This window comes from Veillonella parvula (assembly GCF_018366295.1).
GTDB lineage: Bacteria > Bacillota > Negativicutes > Veillonellales > Veillonellaceae > Veillonella > Veillonella parvula_P.
In genome coordinates this window covers 426,039-450,606 of record NZ_JAGZIJ010000001.1, presented here as the reverse complement: position 1 = coordinate 450,606, position 24,568 = coordinate 426,039, and the positions used below count along the sequence as shown (strand labels likewise).

At 37.3% G+C, this 24,568-nt stretch carries 21 protein-coding genes and 1 riboswitch; of the genes, 13 read left to right on the top strand and 8 right to left on the bottom strand.

Annotated features, from left to right (window positions below):
- The first annotated feature begins 17 nt into the window (after positions 1 to 17).
- The 3 genes from KHY58_RS02180 to KHY58_RS02170 all read left to right on the top strand — a co-directional run bounded on the left by KHY58_RS02180 (position 18) and on the right by KHY58_RS02170 (position 5,342).
- On the top strand, positions 18 to 716 hold the full coding sequence (locus KHY58_RS02180; RefSeq protein WP_039965018.1) for a hypothetical protein: 699 nt from the start codon (positions 18 to 20) through the stop codon (positions 714 to 716).
- Between the two features lie 35 nt (positions 717 to 751).
- The gene (locus KHY58_RS02175; RefSeq protein WP_008601297.1) at positions 752 to 1,696 is read left to right on the top strand and encodes a DUF4268 domain-containing protein; all 945 of its coding nucleotides are present in this window, start codon (positions 752 to 754) and stop codon (positions 1,694 to 1,696) included.
- A 307-nt stretch (positions 1,697 to 2,003) separates the two neighbouring features.
- Entirely contained in the window at positions 2,004 to 5,342 is a 3,339-nt protein-coding gene (locus tag KHY58_RS02170; RefSeq protein WP_278471746.1) for an AAA domain-containing protein, read from the top strand.
- A gap of 237 nt (positions 5,343 to 5,579) precedes the next feature.
- Here the strand turns inward: KHY58_RS02170 and KHY58_RS02165 are convergent, their stop codons facing one another.
- Positions 5,580 to 6,791 carry an L-lactate MFS transporter gene (locus tag KHY58_RS02165; RefSeq protein ID WP_101928389.1) on the bottom strand — a complete coding sequence of 404 codons (1,212 nt, stop codon included), beginning with the start codon at positions 6,789 to 6,791 and terminating at the stop codon, positions 5,580 to 5,582.
- 88 nt (positions 6,792 to 6,879) lie between these two features.
- A riboswitch (ZMP/ZTP riboswitch) is annotated at positions 6,880 to 6,967 on the bottom strand.
- A 269-nt stretch (positions 6,968 to 7,236) separates the two neighbouring features.
- Positions 7,237 to 7,287, bottom strand: a complete 51-nt coding sequence (locus KHY58_RS10020; RefSeq protein WP_353511575.1) for a hypothetical protein — start codon at positions 7,285 to 7,287, stop codon at positions 7,237 to 7,239.
- A gap of 250 nt (positions 7,288 to 7,537) precedes the next feature.
- Between KHY58_RS10020 and KHY58_RS02160 the strand changes: the two genes are divergently transcribed.
- Positions 7,538 to 8,134: a hypothetical protein gene (locus KHY58_RS02160; protein WP_101928388.1), complete on the top strand. Its 597-nt coding sequence runs from the start codon at positions 7,538 to 7,540 to the stop codon at positions 8,132 to 8,134.
- A gap of 481 nt (positions 8,135 to 8,615) precedes the next feature.
- On the opposite strand, the gene KHY58_RS02155 is transcribed toward KHY58_RS02160, so the two are convergent.
- Positions 8,616 to 9,275: an HAD family hydrolase gene (locus tag KHY58_RS02155; protein ID WP_101928387.1), complete on the bottom strand. Its 660-nt coding sequence runs from the start codon at positions 9,273 to 9,275 to the stop codon at positions 8,616 to 8,618.
- A gap of 139 nt (positions 9,276 to 9,414) precedes the next feature.
- Between KHY58_RS02155 and KHY58_RS02150 the strand changes: the two genes are divergently transcribed.
- Positions 9,415 to 10,254 (top strand): hypothetical protein, encoded by an 840-nt coding sequence (locus KHY58_RS02150; protein WP_119563168.1) that lies wholly within the window; start codon positions 9,415 to 9,417, stop codon positions 10,252 to 10,254.
- 150 nt (positions 10,255 to 10,404) lie between these two features.
- Here the strand turns inward: KHY58_RS02150 and KHY58_RS02145 are convergent, their stop codons facing one another.
- Together KHY58_RS02145 and KHY58_RS02140 are read right to left on the bottom strand one after the other, a co-directional pair.
- Positions 10,405 to 11,712 carry an APC family permease gene (locus tag KHY58_RS02145; RefSeq protein WP_278471740.1) on the bottom strand — a complete coding sequence of 436 codons (1,308 nt, stop codon included), beginning with the start codon at positions 11,710 to 11,712 and terminating at the stop codon, positions 10,405 to 10,407.
- Between the two features lie 15 nt (positions 11,713 to 11,727).
- Complete coding sequence (locus tag KHY58_RS02140; protein WP_119563166.1) at positions 11,728 to 12,468, bottom strand: gamma-glutamyl-gamma-aminobutyrate hydrolase family protein; 741 nt, start codon at positions 12,466 to 12,468, stop codon at positions 11,728 to 11,730.
- 221 nt (positions 12,469 to 12,689) lie between these two features.
- Between KHY58_RS02140 and KHY58_RS02135 the strand changes: the two genes are divergently transcribed.
- Positions 12,690 to 13,733: an AEC family transporter gene (locus KHY58_RS02135; RefSeq protein ID WP_278471737.1), complete on the top strand. Its 1,044-nt coding sequence runs from the start codon at positions 12,690 to 12,692 to the stop codon at positions 13,731 to 13,733.
- Between the two features lie 96 nt (positions 13,734 to 13,829).
- On the opposite strand, the gene KHY58_RS02130 is transcribed toward KHY58_RS02135, so the two are convergent.
- The 3 genes from KHY58_RS02130 to KHY58_RS02120 form a co-directional block, all read right to left on the bottom strand.
- Positions 13,830 to 15,386: a putative polysaccharide biosynthesis protein gene (locus KHY58_RS02130; RefSeq protein WP_021148291.1), complete on the bottom strand. Its 1,557-nt coding sequence runs from the start codon at positions 15,384 to 15,386 to the stop codon at positions 13,830 to 13,832.
- A 3-nt stretch (positions 15,387 to 15,389) separates the two neighbouring features.
- Complete coding sequence (gene fba, locus KHY58_RS02125; RefSeq protein WP_195394676.1) at positions 15,390 to 16,319, bottom strand: class II fructose-1,6-bisphosphate aldolase; 930 nt, start codon at positions 16,317 to 16,319, stop codon at positions 15,390 to 15,392.
- A gap of 251 nt (positions 16,320 to 16,570) precedes the next feature.
- Positions 16,571 to 17,545: an RluA family pseudouridine synthase gene (locus KHY58_RS02120; RefSeq protein ID WP_278471734.1), complete on the bottom strand. Its 975-nt coding sequence runs from the start codon at positions 17,543 to 17,545 to the stop codon at positions 16,571 to 16,573.
- A 225-nt stretch (positions 17,546 to 17,770) separates the two neighbouring features.
- Here KHY58_RS02120 and KHY58_RS02115 point away from each other — a divergent pair, with 225 nt between their 5' ends.
- From KHY58_RS02115 to KHY58_RS02085, 7 genes are all read left to right on the top strand, one after another.
- Complete coding sequence (locus KHY58_RS02115) at positions 17,771 to 19,366, top strand: WG repeat-containing protein (RefSeq protein ID WP_278471731.1); 1,596 nt, start codon at positions 17,771 to 17,773, stop codon at positions 19,364 to 19,366.
- A gap of 414 nt (positions 19,367 to 19,780) precedes the next feature.
- Positions 19,781 to 20,275, top strand: coding sequence for a YajQ family cyclic di-GMP-binding protein (locus tag KHY58_RS02110; RefSeq protein WP_278471729.1), 495 nt, complete (start codon positions 19,781 to 19,783; stop codon positions 20,273 to 20,275).
- 71 nt (positions 20,276 to 20,346) lie between these two features.
- The gene (cbiD, locus tag KHY58_RS02105) at positions 20,347 to 21,465 is read left to right on the top strand and encodes a cobalt-precorrin-5B (C(1))-methyltransferase CbiD (RefSeq protein ID WP_278471728.1); all 1,119 of its coding nucleotides are present in this window, start codon (positions 20,347 to 20,349) and stop codon (positions 21,463 to 21,465) included.
- Complete coding sequence (gene cbiE / locus KHY58_RS02100) at positions 21,441 to 22,067, top strand: precorrin-6y C5,15-methyltransferase (decarboxylating) subunit CbiE (protein WP_278471726.1); 627 nt, start codon at positions 21,441 to 21,443, stop codon at positions 22,065 to 22,067. The genes cbiD and cbiE overlap by 25 nt, the downstream gene beginning before the upstream one ends.
- On the top strand, positions 22,064 to 22,651 hold the full coding sequence (gene cbiT / locus KHY58_RS02095) for a precorrin-6Y C5,15-methyltransferase (decarboxylating) subunit CbiT (RefSeq protein ID WP_009351736.1): 588 nt from the start codon (positions 22,064 to 22,066) through the stop codon (positions 22,649 to 22,651). The genes cbiE and cbiT overlap by 4 nt, the downstream gene beginning before the upstream one ends.
- A gap of 1 nt (position 22,652) precedes the next feature.
- On the top strand, positions 22,653 to 23,414 hold the full coding sequence (cobM, locus tag KHY58_RS02090) for a precorrin-4 C(11)-methyltransferase (RefSeq protein ID WP_012864529.1): 762 nt from the start codon (positions 22,653 to 22,655) through the stop codon (positions 23,412 to 23,414).
- A 4-nt stretch (positions 23,415 to 23,418) separates the two neighbouring features.
- A complete protein-coding gene (locus tag KHY58_RS02085) occupies positions 23,419 to 24,564 on the top strand; it encodes a cobalt-precorrin 5A hydrolase (RefSeq protein WP_278471725.1) in 1,146 nt (381 codons plus the stop codon).
- Positions 24,565 to 24,568 lie beyond the last annotated feature (4 nt).

Here is a 24,568-nt window from a genome sequence, read left to right as displayed (position 1 = left end):
ATATGTTAGGAGGGGCCATGGAAGCTGTTGGTGTTATTTCAGATATATCATATAACGCATCTATTTTATTTTCTATATGTACAATAATTTTTACTATCTATAAATTTAAAAAACAAAAGAAGTGGAATTCTGAACTTGAAAAATTAAAATACTCTTTTGAACATAATTTAACTAGTTATCGTATTTATATAGAACTAAAACATAAGCGAATCATAAAAGTTAATCAATGTATGGTACAAGCTTATAGTTTTGTGAGTAATATTGCTTCACCGATTCAAGAACATCCTGATTTTTCTAGATACACTAAACAGGAAATTTCTGACTATTTAGATAAAATCTCATTAGATGAAAATGATAAAATTTATATAATAAATCAATGGGAACTAAATAAGACTAGAGCATTAAAAGAGGTAGTGTATTGGTATAATCGCAGCAAATGTTTAAGTGCTTATAATTCAATTAATAAATTGAAAAAACACTTGCTATATGTTCGACTATATATAAAGGAAGAAGATTTCAAAGCTTTATTTGAGTTTACCCTTAAATTAAATAGTATATTAATTTATAAAGAAACACTATTGGATGAAATTAGAGGATTAAGTTATGATAATCATAATTTAATCCAAGATATTCAAAGTAATTTGGATGAAGCTACAGTATTATATGAAGAATTAGTATCTTTACTAAGAAAAGCATTAGAGATTGACTTGTTATAAGTTCAATTGAGTGGTAGTTATTTAAGGGGAGATTTATGAATATAGGGAAACTGGAAGCTGTTCCTGTGCGGGATTTATGGGCTCATGAGCAATATGATTTTTCATCATGGCTTGCAAAAGAAGAAAATCTATCAATTTTAGGAGAAGATTTGGGGATAGCCTTTACTGGTATAGAAACTGAACAGTTTGTAGGCTCATATAGATGTGATATTGTAGCTAAGGATGATAATAATGAAGGTAAAATTGTTATTATTGAAAATCAACTAGAAAGTTCTAACCATGATCATTTAGGAAAAATTATAACTTATGCATCAGGATTAGATGCTTCAAAAATTATTTGGATTGTTACAAATGCACGTTCAGAACATAAGAGTGCTATTGAATGGTTAAATAATAATACTGAGAATGATATTAATTTCTTTTTAATTGAATTAAAGGCTTATCGAATCGGGGACTCTTTGCCAGCTCCTAAATTTGAAATTGTACAAATGCCAAATGATTTTATTAAAAATGGAAATATGAAATCTAGAAATAAAACATTAAATCGTTCACAAGCTGCTCGATATGACTTTTGGTCTCGTTTTATAGAATATAGTTCTACTCAATCTTTAATATTAAAAAATAGAAAAGCAAATACTAAGGATAGAATGTCTATATCTCTTGGTGTAAGTAATGTTCGTATGGAGATAAAACTTACTGATAAAGCACATTGTATTAGAATAGCCCTATGTATTCGTGATAATAAAAATCTATATCAGTTACTTGAAAAATTTAAGGATGATATTGAAAAAGATGTAATGTATCCCTTAATATGGAAAAACATTGATAGTTTAAAACAATCAGAAGTTATTTTAGAGATACCGGGATTAAATTTTGATGATGATAGTAATTATGACGATTTGATGCACGATACTTTAGAGAATATAGTTCGCTTAAAGGATATTTATATTAAATATTTAAAAAAAATAGGGAATATGTAGATTTCAAAATAGTTTCAATATTATTTAACTCTATTTTGGCTATTCTTATTAAATAGGTTACATGATTGTAGTTTAGTTGGTGAATTTAAATTAGATAAAAGAAAAATAATAGTGCATTTAGAACCATAGCAACTAAATAATATAGTACCTTTAAAAATTTATGAGAAACATTAAGTATTATTAATGTTGTAACATCTTTAAGAAACAGTCTGGCTTTACGGGTGGACTGTTTTTATTTTATTTTCATGAAATCTCTTTATTTTACTTATATAATAGTTTCATTAGTCTAATGAGAGGGTAGGTATAGATGAAAGATACTGCAAAGCAAATTATAAAGTATTGGTATTCACTTGAGTGTTTACAGCCGAAAGAAGTTCCAAAGTATAAAGCAATTCCTAAGAAGTATATTAAAGAGCTCTTATTTACTACTGAAAATGATAGAACTACTATTTATCAACAGTCTGTAATAAAACCTTATTGGAAAAGAACAAATTCACGTGTTTCTACGTATGTAGTACCGTTACCAAATGTTCCTTATAATTACTCTATTATTGATGAGATTAAATACTTTAAGGATGAAAAGGAATATGTTTTAGACGATGAATATGCTGTTCTGTTATGTGTAGTTAAAGGGACTGAAATATTAGAGGCTTTCATTGATAAATTAGAAATTGAATATCCTGAAAAACCATATTTAGGAAATGTGTATAGTGCATCATTTATCGTTGATGCGGAGGGATACTATAAAGAGGGCAGTCTACAAATTGCTCCTTTTATTTGGGTAATTTATCAAATGATGTTTCAGCCTGATGTGGAGTTTAAAGATATTAAGTTAGATGGCTGGGATGAAGTTGTTAAAAAAATCGAGGATGGTTTTAATCTTCCTGAAGAAAAGATATCCCTTGATGAGGCTGTATATGTGATCAATGTGTATATACAAAAGCATATCTTGGAGCCTATGGGCATTACCATGTTCCGTGCCGGTGATGTTTATGGCTATTGTGGCTTTACGGCCGAGGAGATTCAGCTTGTTAAAGCTGATACAATGCCTGTAAATGATTTAAAATCTAGCTTTTTCCTTGATGATTTACAGTTGGTCTTACAGCACATCGATACATTAAAGGATAATAATAAGGTATTGTCTTATATCAATAGTCTTAATCAGGATATTGAGCACTATGATTTGTTGAAAGATACTGAGAAGATGCGTAAATGGTATAATCCGAAGGTGTTACCATATGGTAGATGGCCGTCTGAGTTTAATTTGTCATTTATGCAGCAAATTGCTGTTAATATTGCTAAGGCGAACCCTAAGGATATCTTTTCTGTTAATGGACCTCCAGGTACAGGAAAAACAACATTATTAAAAGATATAATTGCTAGCAATATTGTAGAGCGTGCTGCTAAGTTTTGTGAAAGTAATCAAGTAAATGATATCTTCAAAAAGGTTATAGGTAGGGATGGAACCTCTTTTTACTATGATATACCTAGTGATATTGCAGTATATGGCATGCTGGTGCTTTCATCAAACAATAAGGCCGTTGAAAACATTACATTAGAATTACCGAATATTTCCTCTGTGGAAGAGGGGACTAATGGGTCTACATTATTTAATCCTGATTCCTCTGAACAACAGGTTGATTTATCTTGTTTTGCTGAGGATAAGAAGTATCAATTTGTAAAATCTAATGAGGTATATTTTACCTTTTTAGCGGATCGTTTAGCAGAGAGTAATGAACAATGGGGCCTAATTTCTGCGAGACTTGGTAAGAAGTCTAATATAAACACATTCATGCCAGTATTAGATGTATTGTCCTCAGATATGTCCTCTATTATGTGTGTACCTAGTGCTCAAGATGCTTTTGAAAGTACCAAGAAACAGTTTCAGGCACAATATAATCTTGTAAAAACATTATTTGATTATGTAACAGCATATGAAGAGAATATCAAATTGATTCAAGAGTTGAATCTTAAAACGAATCAGTTACAAGAAAACGTTCTTTCAATTAATGAACAATTAAGTAAATATGATACATTAGATGATGATTTGTTGAAGTTGATAGAGCATAAAAACAGTATTGAGACTAAATTAATAGAGTATAATAATCAACGCTCTATTTTTGATAAGCTTTGGAATGCTACTAATTGGTCTATTTTAAAAGCTATGAGTAATCCTGCATTGTTATCTGCTATTGAAGAAAACACTACAGAGCTTCAAAATGTTAAACAGCAATTGGATACATTACATCAGTTAGTTAATGAGCGTGAATCTATAATCAATACGAAAGATGGTCTATTAGCTGATATTAAAGGGTTTGATAATACTCTTCAAAAAATAGAAGAAACACAGCAAGATATTTTAGGTACATTAAAAATTAGTACTAAAGATTCTATACATTGCTTTGATGATATATCGTCAAAGTTAATGTCAGCTGATATGGATAGAGCGGAGGCACACACAGCTTTCTTATATGTGTGTAATTATTTGAATGAATGTAGAGAACGTTTGTTATATGATGCCTTACAATTACAAAAGACTGTAGTTATGAATGATGCTTTCAGAAAAAACATGCAATTACTTAGTCAGTATTGGGGCTCATTAAGTGATAGGAAAAAATTGCAGAAAAACTTTGATCTTAACATTATTTTTCCTGCACTAATTAATTCATTGATGATTGCAGTTCCTGTTATTTCCTCCACCTTTGCTGCTGTGGAGAGATTTTTGATTAATTGTAAATCTGAAAGTTCGTTAGGTACAATTATTATCGATGAAGCAGGACAAGCGTCACCTCATATGCTTGTAGGGGCATTATTCCGTGCGCAAAAGGCAATAGTAGTTGGTGATCCTAAACAGATTGAACCAGTACAAACTGTACAGGATTTGTTTGTCGAAAAAATTGGTGGCGAAGGTATTGGAAAATATCGGAGTAAAGAGTTATCTGTACAAAGTTTAGCTGATGCACAAAATCCGTTTGCAGGCATTATCAAAAATCTTGATGGGTCCGAATCTTGGGTCGGTTGCCCACTTGTTATTCATAGACGCTGTAAAGATCCAATGTTTACAGTCGCTAATGAGTTATCTTATGGTGGTTTTATGATTAATAAGACTATAAATCCTAAAGAGCCTATTGAGCTATGTAAAGAGAGCTGTTGGATAACATATAATGCAAGTAATATTGAATCTACTATGGGTAAAGATAGATATATACAAGTACAAGGCCAAATTGCTTTTGAACTGATACAAAAGTTACGAGCAAGAAATACCAAATTTAAAGATATTTTTATCATTACACCATTTACCAGTGTGGCATATGGTTTTAAAAAGTATATGGCATCCCTTAGTCATGATATTGTGAACTGGACTAAAGAGGATAATAAGAAAGATTGGTTAGATGATAATATCGGTACGGTTCATACCTTTCAAGGTAAAGAAGCTAAAGTCGTTATTTATATGTTAGGCTGTCAAAGTGATGACTCTGCTAATGGTGCTATAAAATGGGTTAATGCTAACAATGTAAATGTAGCTTTTACAAGAGCAAGGGAATATATCTATGTTATTGGTGATGCGGTGAAATGGGCAGAACTCAATAAAAATCTTGCATTTGCACAAAGATACCTACCTGTATATACTTTGGAGGATTTTTAAGTAAATCCATGAGTTGCGTAACGAGAATAAGATATTGCCATTCTTTTGAATAATGAAGATTTATAGAAACAAACAGGGAAAGCAATCATATGATTTCTTTCCCTGTTTATATATGATATAATTTATATCAAAGTGAGGCATAAATGGTTTGGTCGCCAGACTTCGCTTCTAGAATTTAATGTTGAAGAAACGGTCCGATATTATGTCAGGCCGTTTCTTCATGTTTAAATGGAGTTATTAGTTGTGTAATTCTCTTTTGCCGTATAATTTTAGGGCTATAGCAATAATTGTATTTATAACAAACAGAGCCGCAAAACATTCTAAAGCAGTAGTATAGCCATATCCTGCTTCGTGAAAGTATGATACGAGCATAGGGCCAACGATGCCCGCAAATCCCCAAGCAGTTAGAATACGACCATGAATGGTAGAAAGTTGACGTATACCGTAGAGATCTGCAAGATATGCTGGTATACAGGCGAATCCACCGCCATAGCATGTGATAATGAGAAGGATTAAAATTTGAAATGTTAGCGCGCTATTGGTTTGGGCAAGTAAATAGAATGCGACGATTTCTATAATAAAGAATAGTATGTAAGTTTGTGCTCGCCCAAGGTAATCGGAGATAGTAGACCATGCAATACGCCCCCCACCATTGAAAATACCGATAATACCAACCAGTGATGCAGCTGCTGTAGGTGTCATACCAATGGCTTCTTGCGCCATAGGAGACGCTAAGGATAGTAGGCCTATACCACAGGTAATATTAATAAAGAATACCCACCAAAGGGCACCGAATTGCCAAGTTTTCATGGCATCATTGGCTAGCATGCCATGGGTATGAACGTACATGGCGGATTTATCTTTCGTAGTTCGAGTTGGGTGTTTTGGTTGAGGTGCTTTCAAATAGAGCGAAGAGGCGCTCATAATTACGAGATAGATTACACCGAGGATAATGAAAGTATCTACCAATCCAACCTGAGCTACAAGGTATTGCATAAGAGGCCCTGCAATGAGAGAAGCAAACCCAAAACCCATAATAGCTAAACCAGTAGCAAATCCTGGGCGATTTGGAAAGTATTTCACGAGCGTAGAAACTGGTGTTATATAACCAATGCCTAGTCCAATGCCACCGATGATGCCGTAGAAGAGATAGAGTAGGGTAAGATTGTGTATGCTAAGTGCATAGGCCGTACCCAATAATCCGGTTACCCAGAATAACATAGCGAGAAGTCCACTTTTCTTAGGACCAATTTTTTCTGCAAAGGATCCAAGAAAGCCCGCAGATAGTCCGAGCATTAAAATGGCTAATGAGAATGTCCATGTTGTTTGCGATAAAGTAAAACCCATATCTGCCATAATAGGACGTGTGAGTACGCTCCATGCATATACGCTACCAATGGATATGTGCAGACCAATGGCTGCTAATGCAATAAACCAACGATTTCTCATAAGAAAACTCCTTTCATATAGGTGAATATTCAGATATAGATAAAGAAGCATTTGTTACGGGAAGGCAATAAAAAAGACCATCTGAACAAAAGCTTGCCCAGACGGTCGGCTATCACACGATGTGTGCTACTGTGCATGTAGTTAATTCTACGTATCCGTCAGCCCAGTAGGAATATATTACAAATATAGCAATTAAAAGGACATCTTGTCGGTGATATAAGTCACTATCATATGCACTATGAGGATTTATAAAAGAAAACAAAGAATGAAATCCTTAGATTCCTTTAATTATTTAAATATGATATAATTTATATCAAAGTGAGGCATAAATGGTTTCGACGCCAGACTTCGCTTCTAAAGTAAATATTTGAAGAAACGGTCTGACTTCTATGTCGGGCCTTTTTTCATGCCACGATTAGAAAGCTAGCTTTCAGCTAGAGGTCAATCACTTTGCTGCCATGATAATGGTCGCTACAAGTATGCCAAAGGAAATCATGAGTGATAACACTTTGAATGTACTCATATTGATCACCGCCAATCCTCGAGTTGATTAGCAAAGGCTGGACCCATTTAGAGGCCTCAAGTTCAATATAGTGTTGTGAATAATAAAAGTAAATAGATTAGAGGTTCCTAATAGTCACCTAGGTGACCAATAGGAACCTCTTTCATTTTGTAATTACTATCATAAAAACGAATTAACTATGTTACAATACAATTAATATTAGTGTTTAGTGGGGGAGATATTTATGAAACGTTGTATTACATTACTAAGCTTAGGTTTGTGTTTAGCGGCACCAATGCTTTCACACGCCAACGATATTAGACCTCTAATACATATTACGAATGTACATAATGGCCAATATGATGAGGGGTTAGATGCTATTACAGAAACCAAGTTTTTTGGTCCGTATCAGTTCCGTGTATTGAAGGACTCTGTGGAGACTAAGGGTGAAACTAAAGATATAGATGGGAGAGCCTTTAGAACTTCTGATGGTGTCTTCATGCATGTGAAGGCTAGAACTATTGATAATACAAGTGCGACCTTAGATAATGAGATTGAAAAAATTGTTAAAGATAGAACGGTTCCTGAACCTACTGCAAAGATGGTATTGCCTATTAAGTATGATGTAACAGAGGTCGATAATGATGGTGTGCGTAGTTTACTAGCCGAATTTATGTATGGCTGGCCATTACATAATAGGACGGATATGGTATTAGTTACTGATTATGAAGATACTCGTTACTATTATAAGTTGCAGTTTTATAGAGACAAGCTACCAAATGGTGTTCGCATTGAGCAGTTGCGCCAGATGATTATGGATGCGCAGTTTAGTTATAAATAAGGTGTATTTGATCAGACCCCCATATTTGTTTATCCTAATGTATTTAGTCAGTCTGTAATATTTAGCTGAACGGGTATAGTAAAAGTGAATTAAAAAGAGGTTCCTATGAGTCAACTTGTGACCATTAGGAACCTCTTTTGTTGTGCAAGAGTTTATATAGTTTTCAAACTATTATAATATGCTTTTACCTAAAGAAAATACAGTTTTACCGAATACTTTGTTAACAAGTACAGCACCAGAACCGTAGAAGCTCAAGAGGGATATGAATAATTCAGACCATGCTGCCATTTCTTAGTCAACACTGTATCTATTGAATTAATGACATATTTATGTGAAAGTACTATTTCATAAATGTAACATATATTATATTTTGAAAAATAGATTTGGAATAGGAACTATGCGTAATAATTATGATGTGAAAATTGAAATAAATTTGAGAAAATAAAAGAAATCCCATTATAAAGTCTATGAGTTGTATATATTATTTATTTAAGTTTTCAACAATGCTTAGAATATCGTCTGCTTTACGGGCAATGTGTGTGACGCCTAGTTCTTGATGGAGTGATTCCTCTCTAAAGCCCCATGTAACACCGATGCAAAGTAGACCGGAGTTTTTGGCGGTAGCTACATCAACTTCAGAGTCACCTACATAGATAGATTCTTCTGGTGTAGAACCTAGATCTTTTAATGCTTGTAGTACCATATCTGGTGCTGGTTTACGTTGTAATCCTGGTCTTTCACCAATGGCAACAGGTAAACGATCACCAAAGTACTCTTTGTTGAGAGGTGTTACACCTTCTTGGATTTTATTAGATACGATAGCTAATTTATAACCTTGTTCACGCAATACATCAAGCATATTTAGGATGCCTGGGTAAGGAGCTGTTGTGTCTTTTAAATGCTCACCATAGTAAGCTTTAAATTCCTCAATGTATGGCTCTAATTCATGATCAGCTACTGTACTAGGGAGACATTGACGCATCAAATATGTTACTGCATTACCGAGTGCTGCCTTTACCTCTGTTAGAGATTTTTCAGGGAAGTCATGTGTACGTAGAACATGATTTACGGCGTTAGCTAAATCTGTAGCCGTATTGAGCAATGTACCGTCGCAGTCAAAAACGATAGTCGTATATTTCATAGGGTCCTCCGATATTAAATTAATATGTACCTTTTAAGTATATGATAAATATGTAGAAAATCAAGAGAATAGACCTATTAGTTATTATAATTGTGTTACAATAATAGAAGTAATAATTACAGTGTATAGGAGGCGTAGTATGACTGAAATACAAGCTCTTTTATTGATAAAATCTATTCTCGAATCCGCAGATATTCACGGTATTGAACATATTTTAACTGAAGATTGTGAGTACCTGTCTACAGGCCGGGGCATCATTGGACGAAACCGCAATGAAACTGTTGAGTTTTTATCCTCTATGACTGAGTCTATTAAGGCAGATAATGTGCCTGTTACCTGCAAGGTGATGCATATTACCGATATATATGAAGAGGATGCGTTATTCCATGAAGGGCGTCATGGTTTAACGGTTTCTTATGAAAGTGGCGATAACTATGTGTACATGATTTTTGTAGATGTAAATGATGAAGGCCTTGTAGATCGTATCGTTTCAAGCCAAGAAAATTATAGTATTGAGTATGATGATCTTCGTTTTGGCGCTGATGAAAGCGAATATTCTTTTATTTCTGCACCAACCACTGTGAAAGATTGGATTACAGCACTCAGTATGTGGCTTGAAACTGCAAATGTAGATGTAGACGATTTTTATCAATATATTGATGAAGATACGCGCGTTGTATTTCAAAAGGGCGATGCAGAATCGATTACTCTTGAAAGTGGCCTTGATGTAGAGGACTACTTTGATCAGTTAATGAATCAGCATTTTGATGCGGTGCCTCATATCATTCGCGATGAGGAAGATGGTCTTATTTTGACTTATGGTCCTATGAGTGCTATTGCTACACTTAATGGAGAAGGTGCACTAGCACTTATCAGTATCTATATCGATACACGCGATGAAGATGAAGCGACTGATGAGGTTGGTTATATCGAAGAGGACTTAACGAAGGAAACTATTATTGAAGAGGATCTATATTAGTCGATACTACTCATTTGATACATCTAATCTAATTAGAATTAATAGATAAAATAAAAACTACCAGTTAAACATATATCTTTTAAACAGATCTTCTGCTATGGAAGGATAAGCCACTAGATATTATGAATAACTGGTAGTTTTTTGTATTATTTACATTTCATCATGGTCTTTAATGAGACCAGCTTTTTTCTTTTTCCAGTAGGAGTAGTAGAATGGCAAGATTATAATACAGCCGCCTAGACCCCATAATAATTGGTTAGTTTGAGCTTGGGCAAGCATCCATAGGGATGTGCCGATAGCGATGACTGGGATTAAGTAGCCACCAGGGATTGTGTAGGAGCGAGCTTTGTCTGCCCATTTACGACGGAAGATAATAACAGCCAAACATGTTGGTAGGTATTGTGTAAAACGAGATACCGCACTAATGACTGCTAGTGTTGTAAAGGAACCAGACCATGCAAGTAATACACTGGCAATGGCAGTAACGATAGCTGCTACATATGGTGCATTGTAACGATTGCGTTTTGCTAAAGCACTTGGTAGCATCCCATCTTCCGCCATGGATGTTGCCACACGAGGCGCATAGTAAGCTTCAGCAAAGTTGATACCGCCCATAGAGATTAAGGTACCTACTAATACGATATACATGCCAATAGGACCAACGATCACATTGAATGCATCTTGTACTGGAGCCTTAGTATTTGCTAAATCTGTACCAAGTACACCAATGGATACGGCAAGGATTGCCATATACAGAACGGATACGAGAAGCATACACATGATAATAGCACGTGGTAAATTCTTTTTAGGATTTTTCATATCCTCTGCAGCAATGGCAATAACTTCAAACCCTGTATAGGCAAAGAATAGAAGAACCGCAGCTTGAGCAAATGATCCATCTACATAGATGTCTTGAGGGAAGACTGGTGTAAAGTTAGCTCCATTTATAAAGAAAATACCAATTGCAATGAATAGGGTAAGCGGAACTAACTTAGAGATAGTAATTAAGTTATTAACGAATTTTGATACATTAACACCAAATATGTTTACAATCGTAAGGCCTACAATTAAGATAAATGAAATAACATCCTTTGCAAAATCACCACTTAAAGCTGGTACTGCAGCACCTAATGCTGTAGCAAAGCCAACGGCCATAGCCGCCCATGCAATAACGGTTACGATCCATTTTAGAACGCCCACCTCAAAGGCCCAGAAATCACCTAATGCATGTTTTGCATATAGATAAGGACCTCCATTACGTGTAAATAGGCTGGCTGCCTCTGCAAAGCAAAGGGCGATACAACCTGCGATAACGGCGTCAAATAACAGGACGCCTAAGCTAGCGGAACCAATTATAGAATATGCTTTGTTTGGTAGTAGGAAAATACCTGTTCCTACAATACCATTGATGCCTAGGAGTACAATACTCCAAAAACCAAATTTTCCTGTTTCTTTCATGATACAATCTTCCTACTATTTAGTTATATTTTCTTGAACTGCTTTTACGAATGCAGTAAATAAACGCTTTGCATTTTCGTCATTTGTAGACATCATTTCTGGGTGGAACTGACAGGCTACTAACCAAGGATAAGATGGATCCTCTAAACCCTCTACAGTACCATCCTTAGCTTTTGCTACAACTTTTAATCCTTTACCGACATTTTTAACTGTTTGGTGATGATGGGAGTTCGTAATCCAAGTATTGCAACCTATAGCACTAGCTAGTTTTGATCTGGAATCAATTTCTACAGTATGGGTGCCAAGAGAAGGTGTTTGATTCTGAGAGTGTTTTATTGTACAGTTTTGATCATATTTTAAATCTTGGAATAAAGAGCCGCCACGATATACATTTAAGATTTGTAAACCACGACAGATACAAAAGATGGGAATTTGTTTTTCTTCTGCTGCTTTGATTAAAGCAAAATCGAATTGATCGCGCTCCGGAAATACATCACCAAGACCTTGCAAAGGTTCTTCTCCATAGTGAAGAGGGTATACATCATGACCGCCGGATAATAGCAAGCCGTCAAGCTTTGCTACCGTTTCGAGAGCTACATCAAGATTTTCGGTAAATGGAATTATAATAGGAATGCCACCAGTTTCCTCAATAGAACGAGGATAGTCTTGGTTTACGTAAGAACGCAATAAATCTACGTAAGGTCCACCATTATCTCGTAAGATATTGCCAGATATGCCAATGAATGGTTTCGTCATAATATCACCTCATATGTGTAAAAATCTGTACAACCTGATGTTAGTGTATCAGATTTTTATGGATAAAAACACTACTAATAGATATAATTATAAGACTTATAATAGAGAAAATATGTTAAAGTTGATACATTTTACTATATTTTCTTTCAAGATATAGTTGTATAAGTTTATTGCGAAACATGATATGATAAACTACGAATGAACTGTACGGGAGGTTTACTATGGTTTTTCTAACATCTTTGCAAAGTATCATACCTATTGTGCTACTTATTTTGTTAGGATATATATTAAAAGGGCGGGGCATGTTTAACCCCACCTTTAGTGGTAATTTATCGCGATTTATCATGTCGGTTGCATTACCAGCGGGAGTATTTGTATCTGTATTACATCACCTACATACTTCAGATATATGGAATTTACGATATGGCATGTTAGTAGTTGTCCTAACATATGTTATTGCATATATTGTTGCGTTCATTATGATGAAAATGCTGAAAGTTCCTAAAGGACGACGTGGTATTTTTATCAATATGGTAGTAAATGATAACTGCTTGTTTATTGGGTTACCAGTGCAAATTGCACTCTTTGGTCAAGATGCGCTGCCGTATTTCCTGTTATATTACATCGGTAACACTATTTCCGTATGGATGGTGGGGGTATTCCTTATAGAACTAGATCCACTGCCAAATTCTGAAGTAGATTTTAATAATGGCTCCTATAAGATTGATAGTATAAATAATAGTTCAGAATCTACTAAAGGTAAAAGCAAGAAACCTAAATTTGATTGGAAGAAGTTATTACCACCACCATTGATAGGTTTTTTTGTGGCCTTAATCTTCTTGTTTTTTGAAATTCCTTTACTTCCAATTTTGCATACTACCTTGAATTACTTAGGCGATATGGTAACCCCATTATCCTTGATTTATATAGGTATTGTACTTCATGATGCGGGCTTAAAAAGTATGCGTTTAAATAAAGACTCCATCGGTGGGATTGTAGGACGATTTGTCATTTCCCCGATTATCATGTTCTGTTTGATTATGGCTTTACAATATGGAGCAGGCATAGTTCTAGAACCAATTGCAATCATTACTTTTGTTGTACAATCAGCAGGACCTGTCATTGCAGTATTGCCAATTGTAGCTAATGAATCAAAAGCTGATTTGCCATTTGCTACAGGTCTTGTTATGATTAGTACCATACTATTTGTTGTAGTAATTCCAATCATAATGGAAATTTTAACAATGATAGGTATACAGGCTTAAAATAAGAAGAAGATTAAAATAAGTAAATAAAAAATAGGTTCCTAATGGTCATATAGGTGACTATTAGGAACCTATTTTTATGTAAGTATATACAGCTTATCTAAAGAATCTACCAACGAGTGGCATGCTAGCACCATCATTTTTATTGAGGCCTTTTAAAAGAACCATGATAATTACGTACAGTAGTAATCCTTCAATACCAGTGAGTATAAAGTTAGCCCACATAGGTAGAATGTCTATTAAGTAATGGTAACTCATGAAAATAAGTATACCCATAACACCGGCACTGACCACGTTTTTCCAAAGAAGGGAAATATCAAGAAAGTAGCCTGTGTATTTTTTGATATAAATCAAGTTAAGTAATGCGGCAAAGCCAATATCAGCAACGGTTGCCCAGGCGGCACCGCCGATGCCCAGCCAAGGAATAGCAGTCAGTGTCCAGTTAAGGATAACCTTGATTATGAGGGAAATCCCCATATTTATGACTGGAATACGTGGCCTGTTGAGACCTTGTAAGATCCCAGTTGTTACTTGGTGCACACCTAGGAAGAATATAGAGAACGCCGTGATTTGCGTTGCTAGTTCTGCCTTAGGCGCATTGTAAATCAGTGTAACAGTGGGGGCAGCCAGTACATACAATAGCACTGTAAATGGTACGGTTGCCATAAATGTTAGTCGCATAGAACCTGCAGTGCGATCATAGATACCTTGATGATCTCGCTTAGCAAAGGCATGAGAGATAGCTGGTACAATGCTTGTCGCAAGGGCTGCGGTAATAATGGTAGCCAAGTTGATGAGCGGTACCGCCATCCCAGTAAGGTAACCGAAGAGTTCTGTTACTTCGTTCATCGGGAATCCAGCATCTAATAAGCGACGTGGTACGATAAGTAAATCGAGATTCGCCGTCAACGGTAACATGATACTTGCTAAGGAAATTGGTATGGACAATGTTAAGAGTCGTGACAAAATTTCTTTAGCTGATTCACGGGGACCATCATAGCTTTCACCAGTACTACTAGCCTTAGGTAATTTGTAGTAATAATACAACAGCACCAGGAAGGCCCCAAAAGCACCTACACCTGCACCCAAGCTAGCGCCACCTGCTGCGGCTGGTAAACCGTAAGGTAATAAAATAGCAGCAGCACCGAGCATAACGATAACCCGTAGCAATTGTTCTACAATTTGGCTAATCGCCGTGGGAGTCATCATTTCATAGCCTTGGATATACCCGCGGAAACAGGAAATCCATGTTACAAAGAATACTGCCGGAGCGAGCGCGATGATAGAGTAGTAGGCACGGCTTTCAGCAATGAGACCACTAGAGATTAACCAATCTGCACCAAAGTACATGGCAAGACTGGCGATAAAACCTGTTATAGTCAACATTGTAAAAGAAATATTAAATACTCTCTTAGCACCACCAAAGTCGTGTAAGGCTAATCGTTCTGCCGTTAAAATAGAGATGGCAATCGGCACACCTGCGCTCGAAATTTGCAATAGTAACAAATAGATAGGAAAGGCCATCTGGTAGATGCCGATCCCTTCACCGCCCAAGATGCGGGATAGAAGAATCCAGTTGATACTACCGATGGCTTTCACTACGAAACCGGCAATGGTTAAAATTAAGGTTCCTTTTAAAAATCCACTAGCCATTGATTATAGTTTGTTGGAAGAACCCAATACATTTTTAATTTTGTGAGCTACCATGCCTTTAATAGCATCACGAGCAGGTCCTAAGTATTTACGAGGGTCAAATTCGGATGGGTTTTGAGCCAAGTATTCACGTACAGATGCGGTCATAGCAAGACGAAGGTCTGTATCGATGTTGATTTTGCAAACCGCCATTTGAGCTGCTTTGCGAAGCATTTCTTCAGGAACGCCTTGAGCACCAGGAATGTTGCCACCGAATTCATTACATTTTGCTACGAATTCAGGCAACACGGAGGATGCCCCATGCAATACGATAGGGAAGTTAGGCAATAATTCGCCAACTTTTTTCAAACGATTGAAGTCGAGGTAAGGGTCGCCTTTGAATTTGTAAGCACCATGGCTAGTACCAATAGCGATTGCTAAGGAGTCTACGCCAGTTAGGTGTACGAATTCAGCAGCTTGTTCTGGGTCTGTAAAGCGAGCATCTGCATCGGATACGTTTACATCATCTTCAACACCAGCCAAACGGCCTAATTCTGCTTCTACTACAACGCCATGAGCGTGAGCATATTCAACAACTTGTTTAGTGATTTTTACGTTTTCATCGAAATCATAGTGAGATGCGTCGATCATAACGGATGTGAAACCACCATCTACACAGTCTTTACAGATTTCAAAGGAATCGCCGTGATCAAGGTGAAGAGCGATCGGTAAGTTGCTGTCTTCAAGAGCTGCTTCTACGAGTTTAACAAGGTAAATATGTTTAGCATATTTACGAGCACCTGCAGATACTTGCAAGATAAGAGGGGATTGTTCCTCTTTCGCTGCATCTACGATACCTTGTACGATTTCCATGTTGTTTACATTGAAAGCGCCAACAGCATAGCCGCCTTCATAGGCTTTTTTGAACATTTCTGTAGTAGTAACTAATGGCATGTTGTCCTCCTTGGCTCTAGAGCCTGTCATATCATGTTATTAATACTGTGACTGCTAGTATTTCTAGCGCATATGAGCTAGATAAAAAAACTAGTGTTATTGCAATCATATATCAATTCAAGTTAAGTATATCAAGAAACACTATAAAGGGCCAATATTTTTTGTATAACTTATGCATAAAATTCGTCTTGTTATGTGACCCATGTGGGTTATTTCTGTGTAGGAGCATTTATTTAGGGTATTATATCAGCTCAATCGTTTAGCAATACTTTCATATCCTCCGGTATTTCTGCATGCAGTTCGAGCCATTCATTTGTTACGGGATGGTAAAAGCTTACGCGCGCTGCATGCAGTGCTTGGCGTTGGATAGATTCTAGATGACCACCGTATAAGTCATCACCAGCTAGTGGATACCCTAGTTGAGATAAATGAACTCGAATCTGATGGGTGCGTCCTGTGTGCAATAAGCACCGTACATGGGTAAACTGATTATAATATGTAAGCGAGCTGTCAGTTGAACATACATTACTATTATTATTCATCGTAATTACATCATCAGAATTAATCTTACCACTACTGATTTTGCTTGTATTTTTACTAATAATAGTTATATCTGTGCGAGCCGGCTTTCCTTGGCCTGTACAACAACGCTCAATGATACTGCCTGGTTTACGACCTATAGGCCAGTTAATTCTTATAGGCACAGAAGGGAGATGTCCTTCTACAATGGCGTCGTAGTTTTTGTAAAAATGGGTGTGTTTTTTATCAAATGCATGTTGAACCACTGATGTTTTAGCAATGATGACAATACCTGAGGTATCCTTATCTAATCGGTGTACGGGATGGAAATCATAATGCTGATTTGTTTCTTGGTAGTAATGAAGTACACCATTTGCCAGTGTATGATCTCGTATGGTAGAAGTAGGGTGCATAAGAACACCAGCCGCTTTATTAATGACTAAAATATATTCGTCCTCATATATGATATCTAGTTCCATAGGGCTTATACTAAACTCTTGCGCTGGTGTTAACTTCATAATGAGATGATCACCACCATGAACGAGCGTATTCCAGGTAGCAGGTTTACCATCAACTGTTATGATACCATCACTTCGTAAACGTCGTCTCATGCGCTGGGAGATATGCTGTTGTTTTATAATATGATTTATAGATTGTGTGTGTACATTAGAGTTTACAATCAAATCGATTATCGTTGCTGCTTTCATACGTATTATTATAACAAATAAAATATAAATGAAGAATTTTTCATAATTCGTTGTATTTATGAAGGTCCATATAGTATAATTTGAATTATTAATTTTATACATTATTTATGTGTGAACTTTTTTTACTGTAAAACTGTGTGTTTAGTTATAACAGTATATTTTATGAACTATATATGTATGTTAACGACTGTATGGTTATAGCTTATTCTATAAAAGGAGAGGTTTATGAATATTAACAAGAAATCTGTATTAGTCGCATGTGTGTTAGCGGCTATGTCTACAACAACTTTTGCGGCATCTACTACAACATCTACTAGTAGTACAACGGTAACAAACCAAGACACACCAACATCTACTAGTACACGTGTTACTCGTGAGCAACATACAACGACTACATCAACTTCTACTGTTCGTACAGAGAGCTCTAGCTCTTCTAAAAGCACAAAAGCTAGTGTAGGCGTTATGACTCCTCAAAAAATTGAAGAGCGTAGTGCACTTTCTGGCTATATCGCAGCTGATGTGGCAAGCGCATTAAACCCTTATCGTAATGCTCCTAAATCTTTAAAATCTGGTAAAGGCACTACTTTCAAAAATGACGAAGTGCTTGAACATGGTGTATTGGCAGCTATGAAACAAGGTGGTAAATGGGGTGTTATCCGTCCAGATGGTACCGTTGCTATTGAGCCTAAATATAAAGAAATTAAAGATGTTGATTATAAAACGGGCAATGTGTTAGCTCAAGTAGATAAGAAAACAGACACTTGGGTTACCCCTAAGGGTGTAGAAATCTCTGAAGAGGAAGCTTTAAAAGAACGTGTAAAACAAGAAGCAACTCAAGAGTATGCAAGTGATTCTTATGTAGAGTTTAAAGAAAAAGGTAAATATGGCTTTAAAACTACTGATGATAAAGTAGTGATTGCTCCACAATTCCGTCAAATTGTGACTGGATTTAGTGAAGACCGTGCTTTTGTTAAAAATGCTAAAGGTAAAATCGTAGCGATTGATGGTACTGGTAAAGAATTATTTAATGCTCCATCTAAAGAGGTATATAGATACCGTAATGGTCTGGCTGAATACCGCCGCTCCGTGAGTGGCTTTAATTTAGGTGGCCTTGTAGGTGGCTTCATCGTGGGCGGTATCCTTGGAGGTGCGCTTTTAGGTGGTCAACATTATCACGTAGGTGGTTTTGCTTATGATGGTGCAAAACGTGGCTATATCGATCGCTCTGGTAATATTGTAATCGACAGCAAAAAAGATAAAGTATGGCCTATCACAGCCTATGGCACAGTAATTAAAGATGCTGGTAACTTATACTTTGTGAACCGTAAAGGTGAAGTTGTTATTCAACCAGACGATTACGATGCAGGTGAAATGGATAAATTAAATGGTCTATTAGCGTTAAGAGACAATAAGACTGAGAAATGGGGCATTTTCGATGTATCAACAGGTAAGCAAGTGGTATCCTTCAAATATGATTCTATTTCCTTTGCAGGGACTGATCGTTTAGTAGTTGTGAAAGATCATGTTAAAAACCTTATCGATATGAATAGTGGTAAATCCTTGTATTCTGCTCAAACAGAAGCAACTATTGAACCATTCAACAACGATACTGTAACATGGGTTCATACTGGTAAAGAGGGCTATACAATCATAGATAATAATGGTCATATTTTATTTAGAGATACCAACAAACTTATTGAAGACGCTAAGTCCTTTAACCATGGTTTCAGCTCTGTTAAGTCTAAAGGCAAATGGGGAATCATGAACTCCAAAGGCGAATGGCTTGTACAACCTACATATGATGCGGTAAACGTTTTATAATATAATTGGTTGTAGAATTCTTTTGAATTTGTATTGCCTTTAGTTCTGGCTTAATTAGTTTTTTTTAGTTATAGTTCTTAGCTATAGACTAAATACAACAGAATAGCGTTTTATAGAACTAGCAATGTACATATATTATGTATGTTGCTAGTTTTTTATATTATTTGTCTTATGTATTGCGTTGCATAACCTTATTAGAGAACTTTCACTATACTTATAAAAGCTTCATTAATACATAGCTAACAATTATAATTAAGAAAATCGATTTACCTAGAAAATAAGCCTATTTTAAGGTATAATTATAGAGATGTATTCCGATTTGGTGTAGTTTTACACTTTCACTTGGAATATGAGGATGATGAAAGTAATGCTATGAACCTTATGCCCAACAGGTTCAGGTGTAGGAGGTATAAAATGGCTAAAGATTGTTCCTTTGACGTTGTGTCTGAAGTGGATATGCAGGAAGTAGATAATGCTGTAAACCAAGCAAAAAAAGAAATTGGTACGCGCTATGATTTCCGTGGCTCTAAAGCAGAAATTAGTCTTGAAGGCGACACTATCAAAATCATCGGTGATGATGAATACAAATTGAATGCCATTATCGATGTTTTAAAAGGCAAGATGGTTAAACGTAATGTAGCGATTAAAAATCTTGATTACGGCAAAGTTGAATCAGCAGCAGGTGCAACAGTTCGCCAAATCATTACTATTAAAAAAGGCATTACTAAAGAAAATGCTAAAGAAGTAGTAAAAGCAATTAAAAACATGAAAATTAAGGTACAAGCATCTATTCAAGAGGATCAAGTGCGCGTATCTGGTAAGGATAAAGATGATTTGCAAGCAGTAATCCAAATGTTAAAACAATTGGATATCCCTGTAGAATTGCAATTCGTTAACTTCCGTTCCTAATAACATATGTTCATAGGATAGGGTTAGTTAGACTCGTTTGAGTCGCTAATACTATCAGTGTAGGAGGCCTTATGAAAGTGGAGGACATGAAGGGTGGCTATACCACAGGTTCATGTGCTACGGCAGGTATGAAAGCTGGTTTATTGGCCCTCTTAGATAAGAATATTGTGGACCAAGTGGTTATTGAGAACCCTCAAGGTCAGTACATTGAGGTTCCTATTAAAGCGGTAGAGGTTATATCCGATACAGAGGCGAAGGTGACCGTTATGAAAGACGGCGGCGATGATCCTGATGTAACCCATGGCAATGATGTGGAAACGACAGTGACCATTGATAATACTGGTGAACTGCGATTCCGAGCCGGCTTTGGTGTAGGTACTGTAACGAAACCAGGCCTTGCTATGCCACCAGGAGAACCGGCTATCAATCCAGGGCCCCGGGCAATGATGAAAATAGTTTTTGAAGAACATTGTGTCCATGGTCAAGGTGTGACGGTAACCGTTAGTGTTCCTAATGGTAAGGTATTAGCCAAGAAAACATTAAATCATACACTTGGTATCGAAGGTGGCATTTCCATTATTGGTACTACCGGTATTGTTAAGCCTATGAGTGAAGAAGGGTTTAAGAACTCGTTGGTGCCACAGTTGAAAGTTATGAAGGCTAACGGATGTGAAACAGCTGTTCTCGTACCGGGGCGTATCGGTCAAGATCTGGCAGAGCAAGTATTGGGTATCCATAAGAACCAAATGGCAGAAACGAGTAATTTTATTGGATTTATGCTTGAAAAGGCTGTACAGATTGGATTCAAACGAATATTAATCATCGGTCATATCGGTAAATTAATCAAACTAGCTAGTGGTAGCTTCCATACTCATAATCGCATGAGTGATGGCCGTATGGAAAGTATCGTGGCCTATGCCGCTCTAGAAGGGGCATCCCAAGCGGTGTGTGAAGAGTTATTTAATTGCCAAACCACAGAGTCTACATTCCCTATCTTGGAGCGAGAAGGATTGACTGGTGTGTACCAACGTGTTGTAGATCGTGCATCTCTACGTAGTGAGCGCTATATTGCTAACGAAGCAGAGGTAGGCATCATTATAACGACCTTAAAAGGCGAGATTTTAGCAATGGATAAGCATGCAAAAGAGATAGGAGAACTTGAACATTGGCACATACCTTGTATATCGTAGGCATTGGTCCGGGTAATCCTGATTATGTGGTGCCTAGAGGCCTTAATTTAATTAAACATGCTACAGTATTGGTAGGCAGTGAACGGTCCTTAGAGGACTTTCAAGAGCCTGGCCAAATTACATATCCTGTAACGGGTAAGCTCAGCGTATTAGCGGAGCAAATTGAGCGTGAGCTCAACAACCATGACGTTGTAGTTATGGTTAGTGGTGATACAGGCTATTATAGCTTATTGCCATATTTAAAGAAAAAATTTACTGCTAACCCTATTGAGGTGGTGCCTGGCATTAGTTCTATGACCTTTGCCTTTGCCCGTCTTAATGAGGTATGGCATGATGCTGATTTAATGAGCTTTCACGGTCGCCAACCGGCGCCCGAAAAACTCGTGTATGAAGCAGGTAAAAAGATGGGTTTCTTAACGGATCCTGAATATAATCCAGCGCATATTGCGCGTATTTTAATAGATGCAGGTTGGCCAAAAGAAACGAGAGCAGCAGCCTTAGAGCGTTTGAGTTATGATGATGAAAAAATTGTAGACTCCACGCTAGAGGTGTTAACTGAGCTTGAAGGCTTTGGTCATTCTGTAATGGTGGTACTAGGATGAGACATTTTTTCGGAATTCCCGATGAGGAATTTATCCGCGGCGACGTGCCGATGACAAAATGCGAGATTCGCAAAGCCGTTATGAACGAGGCACGCATCGAGGAGGATAGCATTGTCCTTGATGTAGGCGCTGGTACGGGCTCTATTTCTATTGAAGCAGCCTTGGCGGCTCCTAAAGGGCATGTATATGCGATTGAGCGATTTGATAAAGGCATCGATCTTATCAATGAGAATATGAAGAAATTCAATGTTAATAATATGACTGTCATCAAGTCTAAAGCTCCTGAAGGCATGGAAGAATTGCCTGAGCTTGATGCGGTTATCATCGGTGGTAGCGCTGGTGGCATGACAGGCATCATGGACGAGGCGCAACGTCTGTTAAAAGTAGGTGGCCGTCTAGTTGTAACTGCTGTAACGATGGAAACTGGCTATACAATCCTTAAAGAGTTGAAAGGTCGTCCTTTCACGTATGAAGGTTACCAAATGTCCATCAGTCGTTACCGCAAGGCTGGGCCTTATCATTTGTTAGACCCATTGAGTCCAATTTTCATTGTATCTGCAACGCGTATCGCAGAAGGAGAGTAATATGGTTGACGTATATATTGTAGGCGCAGGCCCTGGGGATCCTGAGTTAATTACTCGCAAAGGGTATCGTTTAGTGCAAGAGGCAGATGTTGTAATTTATGCGGGTTCCTTGGTAAACCCTGCCATTTTAGAGGCTTGTAAACCAGGCTGTGAAATCCATAACAGTGCTACTATGAACCTTGATGAGGTATTGGCTGTTATGAAAGCTTCTGTTGAGGCTGGTAAAAGCGTAGTTCGCCTTCACACAGGTGACCCTGCTATTTACGGTGCTATTCAAGAGCAAATGGATGCACTTGCTAGCATGGGAATTTCTTATGAAGTCGTACCAGGTGTAAGCTCTTTCCTTGCTACAGCTGCGGCATTGAAACAAGAATATACATTGCCAAATGTATCTCAAACAGTCATTATTACGCGTATGGAAGGTCGTACACCGATGCCTCCAAAGGAAAAATTGCGCATGTTAGCATCTCATGAAGCGACAATGTGTATTTTCCTTAGCGTTCAAATGTTAGATAAGGTTGTAGCCGAACTCATCGAGGGCGGTTATGACAAAACGACTCCAGTGGCTATCGTGGTAAAAGCTTCTTGGCCAGACCAACGCATTATTCGTGGCACATTGGAGACCATTGCGGACATCGTAGCTAAAGAAGGTGTATTGCGCCAAGCTATGATCGTAGTAAGCCATGTGTTAGATAGTGAATATGAATTATCTAAACTTTATGACAAAGGCTTCGCTCACATGTACCGCAGTGCTAAGGACTAATATGATGAAAGAACTAGAAACTGTTGTGCCTATGACGGGAGCTAAGAAGAATAGAACGGCTATTCTTTCTGTATCTGAACGAGGTGCAAAGCTAGGTCAACGCATCAAGTCTTTGGTGGCACTTCATGCAGATTGCTTTGAAAAGGAAACCCGTCCCTCTGGTGGTGAGGCTATTTATTTTGATTCCCTCAAAAGCCATATCGGACAGATTTTTAAGGATTACGATCAAGTATTATGCATTATGGCACTCGGTATTGTAGTGCGCATGATTGCACCGTATATTGAGCATAAATCTAAGGATCCTGCGATAGTCGTAATGGATGAAGTAGGGCACCATGTAATCAGTTTATTATCTGGTCACCTTGGGGGCGCCAACGAATGGACGCAGTCCATTTCGCTGGCCATCGATGCGGACCCTGTTATTACAACCGCAACGGATGTAAACGGATTGCCAGCGCCTGACGTGTTGGCGCGCCATGAGCATCTGTTGGTAGATGATTTTCAAACTTTAATCAATGTGAACTCTGCCATCGTCGGGGGAGAGCGGGTTGATTATTATATCGATGAAAGCTTGTCGAATGCAGAGGAACTAGAGCAAGCTGCGAAAGCTCATATTGGCGAACATGGATTGGTTCACGTTGTTTCTTTGGATCAACTAGAGTCTATTCCATGTAAAAATGAAAGCGCTGAAGAGGATTCTTCTCGCGTAGTCATTACGGACAAAGTAATTACCGAATATGGTCATCAATTGATTTTGCGTCCTCGTACGTATACGATGGGCATTGGCTGTCGCCGAGATACGCCAAAGGAATTGATTCTTGACGCCATACAACAATCACTAGCAGCGCATAAACTTTCACCTAAAAGCCTTGTAACGGCAGCATCGGTAATTGTTAAACAAGATGAAGTAGGCCTCTTGGAGGCTATGGAAATTATGGGGTGGCCTATCGTGTTCTATACACAGGACGAGATGGCACCACTTATTGAAGAAGAAAAATTAAAAGAATCTAATTTTGTAAAAGGAACTATAGGAGTAGGAAACGTATGCGAGACAACAGCATTACTAGCGGCCAAGAGCCGAACATTAATACAGCACAAAACAATTTATCCCAAAACAACGGTAGCCATTGCACAGGTAACATCAAAGTAATCGG

What these genes read in the sequence shown, in the direction of transcription:
- cobM (WP_012864529.1), top strand. Translation starts at nt 22,653, where the DNA reads ATGGTTGACGTATATATTGTAGGCGCAGGCCCTGGGGATCCTGAGTTA.
- KHY58_RS02155 (WP_101928387.1), bottom strand. Translation starts at nt 9,275, where the DNA reads ATGAAATATACGACTATCGTTTTTGACTGCGACGGTACATTGCTCAAT.
- KHY58_RS02165 (WP_101928389.1), bottom strand. Translation starts at nt 6,791, where the DNA reads ATGAGAAATCGTTGGTTTATTGCATTAGCAGCCATTGGTCTGCACATA.
- KHY58_RS02135 (WP_278471737.1), top strand. Translation starts at nt 12,690, where the DNA reads ATGGTTTTTCTAACATCTTTGCAAAGTATCATACCTATTGTGCTACTT.
- KHY58_RS02145 (WP_278471740.1), bottom strand. Translation starts at nt 11,712, where the DNA reads ATGAAAGAAACAGGAAAATTTGGTTTTTGGAGTATTGTACTCCTAGGC.
- KHY58_RS02140 (WP_119563166.1), bottom strand. Translation starts at nt 12,468, where the DNA reads ATGACGAAACCATTCATTGGCATATCTGGCAATATCTTACGAGATAAT.
- KHY58_RS02115 (WP_278471731.1), top strand. Translation starts at nt 17,771, where the DNA reads ATGAATATTAACAAGAAATCTGTATTAGTCGCATGTGTGTTAGCGGCT.
- KHY58_RS02130 (WP_021148291.1), bottom strand. Translation starts at nt 15,386, where the DNA reads ATGGCTAGTGGATTTTTAAAAGGAACCTTAATTTTAACCATTGCCGGT.
- KHY58_RS02160 (WP_101928388.1), top strand. Translation starts at nt 7,538, where the DNA reads ATGAAACGTTGTATTACATTACTAAGCTTAGGTTTGTGTTTAGCGGCA.
- KHY58_RS02180 (WP_039965018.1), top strand. Translation starts at nt 18, where the DNA reads ATGGAAGCTGTTGGTGTTATTTCAGATATATCATATAACGCATCTATT.
- KHY58_RS02110 (WP_278471729.1), top strand. Translation starts at nt 19,781, where the DNA reads ATGGCTAAAGATTGTTCCTTTGACGTTGTGTCTGAAGTGGATATGCAG.
- KHY58_RS02150 (WP_119563168.1), top strand. Translation starts at nt 9,415, where the DNA reads ATGACTGAAATACAAGCTCTTTTATTGATAAAATCTATTCTCGAATCC.
- KHY58_RS02175 (WP_008601297.1), top strand. Translation starts at nt 752, where the DNA reads ATGAATATAGGGAAACTGGAAGCTGTTCCTGTGCGGGATTTATGGGCT.
- KHY58_RS02085 (WP_278471725.1), top strand. Translation starts at nt 23,419, where the DNA reads ATGAAAGAACTAGAAACTGTTGTGCCTATGACGGGAGCTAAGAAGAAT.
- cbiT (WP_009351736.1), top strand. Translation starts at nt 22,064, where the DNA reads ATGAGACATTTTTTCGGAATTCCCGATGAGGAATTTATCCGCGGCGAC.
- KHY58_RS02120 (WP_278471734.1), bottom strand. Translation starts at nt 17,545, where the DNA reads ATGAAAGCAGCAACGATAATCGATTTGATTGTAAACTCTAATGTACAC.
- cbiD (WP_278471728.1), top strand. Translation starts at nt 20,347, where the DNA reads ATGAAAGTGGAGGACATGAAGGGTGGCTATACCACAGGTTCATGTGCT.
- fba (WP_195394676.1), bottom strand. Translation starts at nt 16,319, where the DNA reads ATGCCATTAGTTACTACTACAGAAATGTTCAAAAAAGCCTATGAAGGC.
- KHY58_RS02170 (WP_278471746.1), top strand. Translation starts at nt 2,004, where the DNA reads ATGAAAGATACTGCAAAGCAAATTATAAAGTATTGGTATTCACTTGAG.